Genomic DNA, 11,179 nt, shown 5'->3' on the forward strand with positions numbered 1-11,179 from the left:
CAGCCCGAACGGGAGTGGGTGCAGCCCGAACGGGAGTGGGTGCAGCCCGAACGGGAGTGGGTGCAGCCAGAACGGGAGCGGATGCTGCCCGAACGGGAGCGGATGCTGCCCGAGAGGGAGCAAGTGGAGCCCGAAGGGGGGCCGGTGAAGCATGAACGAACCCGGAAAGTTATTCCGACCCATACCCTCAAGATCTTGGCCCTTTCGTTCGTGCTCTCCGCAGGTTCGATAGCGTCTGCTTGGGGTGCCGATGCACCGGTTCCCGCGGGTGCGGCCAGCACGCCTGTGGTCGCCGACGCACCGACGCTGGCTGCATCGGCTGCAAGCCTCGACAACCGCGTGCAGGACGTGAAGGGCGATGTGATTCGTCTCAACCGCGATCTCCTGGTACTGGAAGAAGAACTGCTGTTCCCTGCCAGCACGCAAGTCGCCCTCTTCGTGTCCATGGACGTGGGTGTGATGTTCTCGCTCGATTCCGTGCAGGTGAAGCTCGACGACAAGGTCGTCACCAACTACCTCTACACCCCGCTCGAAGTGCAGGCACTGCATCGCGGCGGCGTGCAGCGCGTATACCTCGGCAACCTGCGCGCAGGCAAGCACGAGATCGTGGCTTTCTTCACCGGCAAAGGTCCGCACGATCGCGACTACAAGCGCGGCACGACGGTCAAGTTCGACAAGTCGACGGAGCCGAAGTACATCGAGCTGCAGATCAAGGATTCGAGCAAGAAGCTGCAACCCGAGTTTGAAGTCAAGGTCTGGCAGTAAACGTACATGCAGTCCCGGCCCATTTTGAGGAAAGCCCTGCGCTCGCTCGCTGTCGCTGCAGCGGTGGCGTCGGCGTTCGCGGGCGGCGTGCGCGCCGCAGCGGATGCGCCGCCACACACCGTGCAGGACCCGCACTACGGCGACGGTCTTTTCCACTTCTTCCAAGACCGCTACTTCAGCTCGATCACAAGCCTGATGGTGTCGCAGCATTTCGAACGCATGCCGCATCACGCGGATGAAGCGGAAATCTTGCGCGGCGGCATGCTGCTGTCCTACGGCTTGCACCGCGAAGCGGGCGAGATCTTCGCCAAGCTGATCGAGACGGGCGCGAAGCCGGCGGTGCGCGACCGCGCCTGGTACTTCCTCGCCAAGATCCGCTATCAGCGCGGCTTCCTGGCCGAGGCAGAGGATGCGATGAACCGCATCGAGAATCATCTGCCACCCGAGTTCGAAGAAGACCGTGGCCTGCTGAAGGCCAACATGCTGATGGCGCGCGGTGATTTCGCCGGTGCGGCTAAAGCGCTGAACGCGATGGCCACTGCCAAGGACGCGAGCCGATACGCGCGCTTCAACCTTGCTGTCGCACTCATCAAGAGCGGCGACAGCTTGCGCGGCACGGCCATGCTCGACGAACTGGGCCGCGCGCCCGCCGCGAACGAAGAGTCACGCAGCCTGCGCGACAAGGCCAACGTCGCGCTCGGCTTCACCGCGTTGCAGGAAAACCGTGCCGAGAACGCGCGAACCTACCTGGAGCGCGTGCGCCTGAACGGCATGCAGTCGAACAAGGCCTTGCTGGGTTTCGGGTGGGCGGCTGATGCGCTCAAGCAGCCCCGGCAGGCGCTTGTGCCCTGGACCGAACTCGCCCAGCGCGACGTGAGCGATTCGGCGGTACTCGAAGCCCGCATCGCAGTGCCTTATGCGTATGCAGCGCTCGGTGCCTACAGCCAAGCGCTGCAGCAATACACCGACGCCATCGAGGTCTTCGACAAGGAAAGCGCCGGTCTGGACGAATCCATTGCCGCCATTCGTGCAGGCAAGTTCGTCGAGGGATTGCTGGAAAGCAACCCCGGCGATGAGATGGGCTGGTTCTGGAAGATCGGCAGCCTGCCCGAGATGACTCATGCCGGCCACCTCACACAGGTGCTTGCGCAGCACGAGTTCCAGGAAGCCTTCAAGAACTTGCGCGACCTGCAGTTCCTCTCGCGCAATCTGCAAGACTGGAAAGACAAGCTGGGCGTCTTCGGCGACATGTTGGCGAACCGCCGCAATGCCTACGCCGAGCGCCTGCCCAAGGTACTCGAGAAGGCTCGGGTCATCGGGATCGAAGCCCTGCAAAAGCGCCGCGACGATCTCGCCAAGGAGATGGCGCGGGCGCAAGAAAGGCAAGACGGGGTCGCCTTCGCCAACGAGAAAGAGCTCGATCTTCTTGCGCGCATCGACAGCGTGCAGTCCATCCTGAAGCAGGCGGGCGAAGACGCCGAGATGAACGCAGCGCGTGAACGGGCGCGTCTGGCCAGCGGTGCTCTCACTTGGCGGCTCGCTGATCAATACGCGGCTCGACTGTGGGACGCGCAAAAGGGCATGAAGATCATCGACACGGCACTTGATGAGGCGCGTCGCCGCGATGCCGCCTTGGCGCAGGCACAAAAGGACGAGCCCGCCCGCCACGAGAAATACGCCCAGCGCATCGTCGAGCTCGACAAGCGCATCCAGGCGTTGATTCCGCGTGTGGCCGCGCTCAGCAAGGAACAGCAGCAGGTGGTGCAGGAAATTGCCGTTGCCGAACTCACACGCCAGAAGGAACGTCTTGCCGAATACGCCACTCAGGCGCGCTTCGCGGTCGCGCAGTTGTACGACCGGGCCAACCCATCGCGGGATGCAGATGATGCGATCAAGCCGTAGCCTGGTGTCGCGTCAAGCCTCAAGTGTCGGCTGCTCGCTTGCTCTCGAAGCGCATTGCGGCGTTGCACCTCCTCGCCATAGCGACGGCCATGACTCGTCGGCGCGCTTTGCGCTGCGCTGCGACAGCGGCGCGATCAAACGACACTTGAGGCTTGACGCGACACTGGCGCTGCTCATCGTCTGCGCAAGCCTCGGGGCATGTTCGTCCCTGGTCGGCAAGCGCACCGCCTCGACGCCCGACAACGAGCCGACGCTCAAGACCCTGTCCACGCGACAGATCGCCATCGACAAGGACAAGGGCATCGAAGGCAGTGAAGAGAAGGCCATCGCCGCGTATCGCAAGTTCCTCGACACCGCGCCGCATGCGCCCCAGCGCAACGAAGCGATGCGCCGGCTCGGCGACCTTGAGATGGACAGCGCCGACAACCGCAGCGCCACGGGCCAGGCGGCGGCTGGCCCCGACTACAAGGTCGCGATCGCGCGATACCAGGACTATCTCAAGACCTATCCGGAGGATCCGGGCAACGACCGCGTTCTGTATCAATTGGCGCGTGCCTATGAGCAAAACGGCCAACTCGAAGTCGCGCTCAAGACGCTCGACCAACTGGTCGTGCTTTACCCGAATACCGCCTACCGCGACGAAGCGCACTTCCGCCGCGGGGAACTGCTGTTCACCACGCGAGACTATGTGAAGTCCGAGCAGGCCTATGCCACCGTGCTCAAGGGCGACGCGAGCAATCCGTATCAGCAGCGGGCGCTGTACATGCAGGGATGGTCGCTCTTCAAGCAGGGGCGGCTCGAAGAGGCCCTGAACCCATTCTTCGGCGTGCTGGACCTGACGGTGGCGAATCGCGAAAGCGATGCGGCGCTCGACACCCTGCCAGACTTGTCGCGCGCCGACCGCGAGCTGGTGGAAGACACCTTCCGCGTGACGAGCATCTCGCTGGCGAACCTGAAGGGTGCGGAGTCGATTCCGCCCTACATCAATTCGGACGCGCGGCGCTCCTATGAATTCCGCGTGTACCAGCAGCTCGGCGATTTCTACATCAGGCAGGAGCGGGTGAAAGACGCAGCCGACACCTTCGGCACCTTCGTGAAGCTGCATCCGCTGCATGCTCAGGCGCCGGTGCTGCAAGCGCGTGTCATCGATACCTACCAGGAATCGGGCTTCGGCACGCTGGCGCTCGATGCGAAAAAGGACTACGTGTCCACCTACGGCGCAGGCAGTGAATTCCGCAAGGCCAATCCGGCTGGCTGGGCAAACGCGCAGCCGCTGGTGAAGACCCACCTCACCGAGCTGGCGCGCTACCACCATGCCACGGCGCAGAAGAGCAAGAGCTCTGCCGACTACCAGGAAGCGGTGCGCTGGTACCGCGCCTATATCGCGTCCTTCCCGAGCGATCCGGCCACGGCGCAGAACAACTTCCTGCTGGCCGAGCTGCTGTACGAAGACAGCAAGTTCGCCGAGGCAAGCGTGGAGTACGAGAAGACGGCGTACCAGTATCCGAAGCACGACAAGAGCGCAGATGCCGGCTATGCGGCATTGCTTGGTGATGCGCAGCAAGAGAAGCGCGCAGCGCCGGCAGACATGCCTGCCTTGCAGAAGGCGAGCGTCGCGAGTGCCTTGCGCTTTGCCAAGGAATTCAACGCGGATCCGCGCACGGGCCCGGTGCTGACCAACGCGGCAGAGAAGCTCTACGCGTTGAAGGACATGGAGCAAGCGTCGACCGTGGCCCAGCAGGTGCTTGCGCTGCAACCGCCTGCCGCACCCGTACAGCGCCGTGTTGCATGGACGGTGGTGGCGCACACGGCCTTCGACCGCGGCGCGTTCGACAAGGCCGAACAGGCCTACGGCGAAGTGCTTGCACTGACGCCGGAGAAGGAAGCCGGACGCAACGACCTCGTCGAGCGTCTCGCCGCCTCGGTCTACAAGCAGGGTGAAAGGGCCCGCGCTGAAGGCAAGGCACGCGAGGCCGTCGGACACTTCACGCGAGCCGCGACGGTGGCACCGCAATCCTCGGTTCGTGCGACGGCGCAGTACGACGCTGCCGCCGCCCTCATCGGCTTGAAGGATTGGGACGCTGCCGCGCGAACCTTGGAAGACTTCCGCACACGCTTCCCGAGCCATCCGCTTCAATCCGAAGTGGGTAGCAAGCTGGCCGTGGCCTACATCGAGAAGCAGCAGTGGGCGCCGGCGGCGGCGGAGCTCGAGCGCATCTCTGCCGGAAGCAAGGACCCGAACGTCGCTCGTGATGCACTGTGGCAGGCCGCCGAGCTGTACGAGAAAGGCGGTTCGCGTGGGCCGGCCACCAAGGCCTACACGCAATACGTGAAGCAGTACCCCAATCCGCTCGAACCTGCTGTCGAAGCACGCTTGCGCCTTGCGGGGCTGGCCAAGCAAGACGGCAACGCCGCCCGTGAGTTCGCCTTGATGAAGGAAATCTTCCAGGTCGACCAAGCCGGCGGCAGTGCCCGCACCAACCGCACGCGCTACCTCGGCGCGACCGCGGCGCTCACGATGGCCGAGCCTGTGCTCAACGACTACAAGAAGATTCAACTGGTCGAACCTTTGGCCCGGCAGTTGAAGCTCAAGAAGGCCAAGATGGAAGAGGTCTTGAAGGCCTATGCCGTCGCATCCGACTACGGCGTGGCCGATGTGTCGACGGCTGCGACTTATTACATCGCCACCGTCTATCAAGACTTCGGCAAGGCCTTGATGTCGTCACAGCGGCCCAAGAAGCTGTCGAAGATCGAGCTCGAGCAATACAACGTGATGCTCGAAGAGCAGGCCTATCCATTCGAAGAGAAGTCCATGGAACTGCACGAGGTGAATGCGCGTCGTGCCGCCGACGGCATCTACGACAAGTGGGTCAAGGACAGCTTCACGGCGCTGCGTGAAATGCGGCCGGTGCGCTACGGCAAGGTCGAACGCAGCGAAGGAGTGGTCGATCGCCAGGCCGGCAAGCTGCCCGAAGCCGTGGCAGATTTCGAAAGGGCCGTAGAGGCCAATCCGAAGCAACCCGTCTACTTGAACCAGCTTGGAGTCAGCTACCGCCAGAACGGCCAGTTCGCCAAGGCGCGCGACGCCTACGAACGCGCGATCGCGATTGATGAGAACTACGCGATGGCTGTGCTCAATCTCGCCATCCTCAATGACATGTACTTGTGGGACGGCAAGCGCGCGCTGGAGCTGTATGACCGCTATCTTGCGCTCACGCCGGGCGGCGATCCTTTGGTAAGCAAGTGGATCGCGGACCTGAAGAATCGCAAGCAAGCGCCGATGACTGCAGGCAAGAAGGAGAAGGCATGACGCAGAGATCCATAAGCCGGCTGCCCGCCATGGCGGCAGTTGCAGCAATGGCGGCAGCCGCAGCGACGTTCGCGACACCTTCCTTTGCGCAAGACCGCGCGGACATCGACCGCACACGAATCATCGGCAACCGCGAACTGCCGAAGGTCTTGTATATCGTGCCCTGGAAGAAGCCCATGCCGGGCGACCTCTCGGGCCGACCCTTGGTGAGCGTGCTCGACGAGGCCATGGCCCCGGTCGATCGCGACGTGTTTCGTCGGCAGGTGCAGTACGACGCGTCGACCCAGGCGCGCTCTGCGCAGGCAGCCGCAGTGCCGCAAGTGACGCCGCCGGCCAGCAGGTAGTTTTTACCCGCCACGATTCAAACAGTTGGTATCGGAGATAGAGAAATGAATGCGTTCCAGACAGCAGTGAAATTCTTCCAGGATTGCGGGTTGTTCATCTACCCGAGCATCTTGATCATGGCCATGGGCCTGGCGATCGCCATTGAGCGCTTCACGATCCTCAGTCGTGCGCGCAGCGAAAACCGCAAGGTGTGGGCGCAGGTGTTGCCCATGCTGCAACAAGGGCAGTTCAAGGAAGTGCATCGCGTGACGGAGAAGTCAGATGCCGCCATCGGCAAGATCGTGAGCTATGGTCTCGCGCGCATGCAAAGCCCCGGTCGCCGCGAAGACCTCGACGCGGCGATGGAAGAAGGGATGATGGAAATCGTGCCGCGCCTTGAAAAGCGCACGCACTACATCGCGACCTTCGCCAACGTCATCACGCTGGTGGGGCTGTTGGGCACCATCATCGGCTTGATCAAAGGCTTCACGGCGGTGGCGCAGGTCAACCCGGCAGAGAAGGCCGAGATGTTGTCGGCCTCGATCTCGATTGCGATGAACAACACTGCCTTCGCGCTGATGGTCGCGATCCCGTTCCTCTTGATCCACTCTTTCCTGCAATCGAAGACTGCGGAGATCGTGGACGGCCTCGAGGCCGCCAAGATCAGCTTCCTGAACCACGTGCAGCGCATCAGGGCTGAACAGTCGGCGACGAAGTGATGAGCCGCCTTGCTCTTATCCGATTGGCTCGACAGGAGAGTTGACCATGCGTGTCAGACGCCTGCGAAAGCATGCGGCCCATCTCGAGATCACTGCGTTCATCAACCTGATCGTGGTGCTTGTGCCCTTCCTGTTGTCGACGGCGGTGTTCACACGCCTGGCGGTCATCGACCTGTCGCTGCCGGCGCAGTCGTCGGGTTCGTCCGAGCAACTGAAGGCCGAGGATCTCAAGCTCGAAGTGGTGCTGCGACCCGATGCCATCGAGGTCGGGGACCGCATCGGCGGCCTCATCAAGCGCATTCCGAATACCGACAAGGGCTACGACCTCACGTCGCTGTCGGCGTTGATGTATCAGATCAAGGTGAAGTTCCCGGACAAGCTCGACGCCACGCTGCTCGCCCAACCCAACACCTCGTACGACTCGCTCGTGCAAGTGATGGACGTGATACGCGTGACGAAGACGTCGCAAGGGCCGAAGCTGATCTCCACCGACTTGTTCCCCAACATTTCGATCGGCGACGCGCCGATCGTCAAGAAGTAGATCGAGGGGATCATGAAGCTGACCCCAATTCAGAAGCGCGCCGAACGCAAAAGCCGCAATCAGACGATGGTCGACATGAACCTCGTGTCGCTCATCGACGTCTTCACCATTCTCATCTTCTTCCTGCTGTCCAACGCGACCGGCGTCGAGCTGCTGCCAAGCCCGAAGGCGGTGCAGCTGCCTGCGTCGGTGGCCGAGAAAAGCCCGAAGGAAACTGTCGTCGTCGTCGTGAGCGCCGCGGAGATCATCGTCGACGGCCGCAAGGTTGCGAACGTGGCGGACGTGATCAGCCAGCCGGCTGACCTCATCGACACGCTGAAGGCAGAGCTCGACCTGCAGGCGAATCGGCAGGTGATCCGCAAGGAGAACGCGGCGCAGGGCAAGTCCATCACCATCATGGGCGACAAGGACATCCCATACAGCCTCTTGCGCAAGATCATGGTGACCTGTGCGCGGGCGAATTTCAGCGACGTGTCGTTCGCGGTGCGCAGGAAGGACTCGTGATGAGCGCCGCCCTTGCTGTTTCATTCCGCGAGCCGGTGCTGCCGTGGTCGACCGCGACCGACGATGAAGCGCGCTATCACCGCATTCTTCGACGCGTGCTGGGCCTGTGCCTGGTGTTGTTCGTGACGGTGCCGTGGATACCGATCGTGAAGCCCGATCGATCGGCCCCGCAGGACCTTCCGCCGCGACTTGCCAAGCTGGTGCTCGAACGTGAGACGCCGCCACCACCTCCTCCTGCGCCCGCGGTCAAGTCCGAACGCATGAAGGAAGAGGCCGTCAAGCACGACGGCAAGCCTGAACCCGTCAAAGCCGCGCCCCTCAAGAAGGCCGCTGCGGTTCCTGAGGCGCGCAATCCGGTGCCCAACAAGCCACCGGGTGAAGCGCTGGAAAACGCACGCAGGAAGGCATCGGGCATCGGCCTGCTCGCCATGAAGAACGAGATTCAGGAGATGCAGAACAGCGCCCCCGTGGCGGTGCAGTTGAACAAGGACATCAAGCAAGGTCCGGGCGTGGGTACCGGCGTCGGCGCGGGTGTCGGAGCGGGCAATGAGCCCGGGTTGCCCACGCGTGCGCTGATCACGTCCAATGCCGCGGGCGGCAGCGGCGGCATCAACACCGCCGGCTACAGCCGCAATACCGGCGGCGGTGGCTTGGCAGGTCGCGCGACCACGTTGGTGGAAGGGGCGGCGGGCGGCGGTGGTGGTGGAGGGGCCGGTGGCGGCGGCTCACGCGGTGGCAAGGGCGATGGTGCTGGCACGGGCGGTGGCGGCGGTGGCACGGTGCACCGCGGCAACTCGGGCAAGGCATCGCGCTCGCTTGAAGACATCCGCCTCGTGTTCGAACGCAACAAGGGCGCCCTCTACGCCATCTACAACCGTGCGCTGCGCGACGAGCCGGCGCTGCAGGGCAGGGTGGTGCTGGAGCTGAAGATCTCGCCGTCGGGACAGGTCGTGGACTGCCGAGTTCTTTCGAGCGAACTCAAGGCCCATGAGCTGGAGAGCAAGCTGCTCGCGCGGATCAAGCAGTTCGACTTCGGCGCGAAGGAGGTCGACCAGATGACGGTCTCCTGGCCGCTGGACTTGCTGCCGTCATAAATCCAGTCCGAACGGATCATGTGATGACGCACCTGTTGTGTGAACTGGTCCGCCTGACCGGAAAAATATCTCGCCCAAAGCGACTCCCCGTGTCAGCGTTCGTTCCCGGCGCAGTCGCTTGCGAATTGGGCGAGTTTGAGAAATAGTCGGGGAGGAAGGCCAGTTGGTCGAAGCACTCGACGGCGTTCGCCCCTATGCTTGAAGAATCTCTGTGGTTGGGTGACATTCATGGACGAGTACTTGCAGTGGTTCCTGGCGGGGTTCGGTGTCTGCCTTTTGGTGGCATGGCTGGGTTATGGCGTTTTCAAGCGCGCCACCTCGAAAGACCGATCGCGCATCAAGGCAGATGCAGCCGCTCGGGCCGAAACGCAGCGCCTGGCGGCAGAAGAAGCTGCACGTCAGCAAGCTCGTCGCAAGGCGGCGGCCGAAGAGGCTGCCCGGGCCGAAGCGGCTGAACTTGCCGCGAAGGAAGCGGCGCGCGTCGCAGTAACGAATCGTGCGGCTGAGGGGGCTGCTGCAGCGCTGCGGGCCGCGCAAGACTCGGCCCGTGCCGAGGCTGCCCGCCGGACTGCGCAAGAGGCGAAGCGCGCCGAAGAGGCCCGTCTCGCCGCCGAGGAGTTGGCTCGTGCCGAAGCTGCCCGTATCGACGCTGAACGGGCGGAGGCCGCCAGGATCGAGGCAGCACGTGCGGCTGCGGAACAGGCAGAGCGTGAACAAGCTGCACGGCTTGCGGAAGATGCCGCCCGTGCCGAGGCTGAACGCCTTGCAGCTCAGGAAGTTGCTCGTGCCGAAGCTACCCGACTTGCGGCCGAGAAAGCCGCGCGGGACGAGGAAGTCGCGCGTATCGAGGCTGCGAGGCTTGCCGCCGAAGAGGCCGCGCGTGCTGCTGCTGAACGTGCCGCTCTTGCGGAAGCTGCCCGCATTGCAGCGGCCGAAGCTTCACGCATCGAATCTGCCCGACTGGCTGCCGAAGAGGCGGCCCGCGTTCAAGCTGCCCGCATCGAGGCCGAACAACAAACCCGCGCGCGGGCATCCGGCCGGGCCGCCTCGGCCGCGCAACCCAAGACACCCGACCAAACCCTGGTCATGATCGCCGACGATTCCAAGATCGTTCGCATCAAGACCGGCCGCCTGCTGGCGCAGCACCAGTACAAGGTGTGCTATGCCACCGACGGGCTCGATGCGATCCAGCAGATCCAGGCCAACATGCCCGACGTGGTGATCACCGATGTCGAGATGCCTGGCATGGATGGTTTCGCGCTGACGCACCACGTGCGAAAGAATCCCGTCACGGCGCACATCCCCGTCATCATGATCACCGCCGCCAACGACCGGCACTGCGAGGAGGCCAAACTTGCCGGCGTGAGCGTCCTGCTCGGCAAGCCATACCCGGAAGACGAACTCATGGCCCATATCCGAAAGGCAATGGACCGGGGCAGCGACACGCGCAGCGGTGAAGCGCAGGTCAGCGAAACCGAGGCCCGTACACTGGTCTAGGCCACCAAGGCCGCTACATCGGCTTCACCGGCATGCACAGCAAACAGTTGAATTGAGCGTGCCGGTCTTCTCGTCCATTCCGAAGTCCTTGCCGTAAAGCTCGAAGGCGAGCCGGTCGTCGACCTGGTAGCCGCTGTCGGCATCCATTCGGCCATGAAGCGTTGCTACGCGGAGTGGACCTCGACTGAGCGGCTGAGAGTATTTCGAACGTGTCCGAGCAGCACGTCAAAAGGCGCGCTTGATCTAGGCGCAAAGCGCAGCCATAGCTTGGCTATGGCGAGCATTTGCAACGACGAGCAAGGGGCTTTTGGCGTGATGAGCGGGCATGATCGAAATACTCTCAGTCTCTGAGATGCCGGCGAACTTTGCGCGGGCGTAGCGGCCGCCGGTCACCGTTTCCACGCGGATTTTTCCCTGAGGTTGAGCTGACCTTTACGTACGCTGGACACGCGGAAGATGGCCGTTGGAGCAAATTTTTCCCCTACGAGGTTTGAAGAAGGCGGGGTTGACGCATGACAAGTTC

Annotated in this window: 10 protein-coding genes; 9 read left to right on the forward strand and 1 reads right to left on the reverse strand. The window is 63.1% G+C overall.

The window, feature by feature from the left end; all coding sequences use genetic code 11:
- The 9 genes from AC30NL_RS05365 to AC30NL_RS05405 all read left to right on the forward strand — a co-directional run.
- Nucleotides 1–765: hypothetical protein (locus AC30NL_RS05365; RefSeq protein ID WP_489462982.1), on the forward strand; the 765-nt coding region annotated here is incomplete at its 5' end.
- A gap of 63 nt (nt 766–828) precedes the next feature.
- Entirely contained in the window at nt 829–2,667 is a 1,839-nt protein-coding gene (locus AC30NL_RS05370) for a tetratricopeptide repeat protein (RefSeq protein ID WP_489462983.1), read from the forward strand.
- Nucleotides 2,668–2,671: 4 nt separating this feature from the next.
- Complete coding sequence (locus AC30NL_RS05375; protein ID WP_489462984.1) at nt 2,672–5,977, forward strand: tetratricopeptide repeat protein; 3,306 nt, start codon at nt 2,672–2,674, stop codon at nt 5,975–5,977.
- Nucleotides 5,974–6,321, forward strand: coding sequence for a hypothetical protein (locus tag AC30NL_RS05380; RefSeq protein ID WP_489462985.1), 348 nt, complete (start codon nt 5,974–5,976; stop codon nt 6,319–6,321). The genes AC30NL_RS05375 and AC30NL_RS05380 overlap by 4 nt, the downstream gene beginning before the upstream one ends.
- A gap of 45 nt (nt 6,322–6,366) precedes the next feature.
- Entirely contained in the window at nt 6,367–7,020 is a 654-nt protein-coding gene (locus AC30NL_RS05385) for a MotA/TolQ/ExbB proton channel family protein (RefSeq protein WP_489462986.1), read from the forward strand.
- 46 nt (nt 7,021–7,066) lie between these two features.
- On the forward strand, nt 7,067–7,561 hold the full coding sequence (locus tag AC30NL_RS05390; RefSeq protein WP_489462987.1) for an ExbD/TolR family protein: 495 nt from the start codon (nt 7,067–7,069) through the stop codon (nt 7,559–7,561).
- Nucleotides 7,562–7,573: 12 nt separating this feature from the next.
- The gene (locus AC30NL_RS05395; RefSeq protein ID WP_489462988.1) at nt 7,574–8,065 is read left to right on the forward strand and encodes an ExbD/TolR family protein; all 492 of its coding nucleotides are present in this window, start codon (nt 7,574–7,576) and stop codon (nt 8,063–8,065) included.
- Nucleotides 8,065–9,159, forward strand: coding sequence for a TonB family protein (locus AC30NL_RS05400; RefSeq protein WP_489462989.1), 1,095 nt, complete (start codon nt 8,065–8,067; stop codon nt 9,157–9,159). Before AC30NL_RS05395 ends, AC30NL_RS05400 begins: the two co-directional genes overlap by 1 nt.
- A 228-nt stretch (nt 9,160–9,387) precedes the next feature.
- The gene (locus AC30NL_RS05405; protein ID WP_489462990.1) at nt 9,388–10,656 is read left to right on the forward strand and encodes a response regulator; all 1,269 of its coding nucleotides are present in this window, start codon (nt 9,388–9,390) and stop codon (nt 10,654–10,656) included.
- Nucleotides 10,657–10,680: 24 nt separating this feature from the next.
- Here the strand turns inward: AC30NL_RS05405 and AC30NL_RS05410 are convergent, their stop codons facing one another.
- A complete protein-coding gene (locus AC30NL_RS05410; protein ID WP_489462991.1) occupies nt 10,681–10,803 on the reverse strand; it encodes a hypothetical protein in 123 nt (40 codons plus the stop codon).
- Nucleotides 10,804–11,179: the final 376 nt, after the last annotated feature.

This window comes from Rhizobacter sp. (assembly GCA_021153565.1).
Taxonomy (GTDB): Bacteria; Pseudomonadota; Gammaproteobacteria; order Burkholderiales; family Burkholderiaceae_C; genus Albitalea.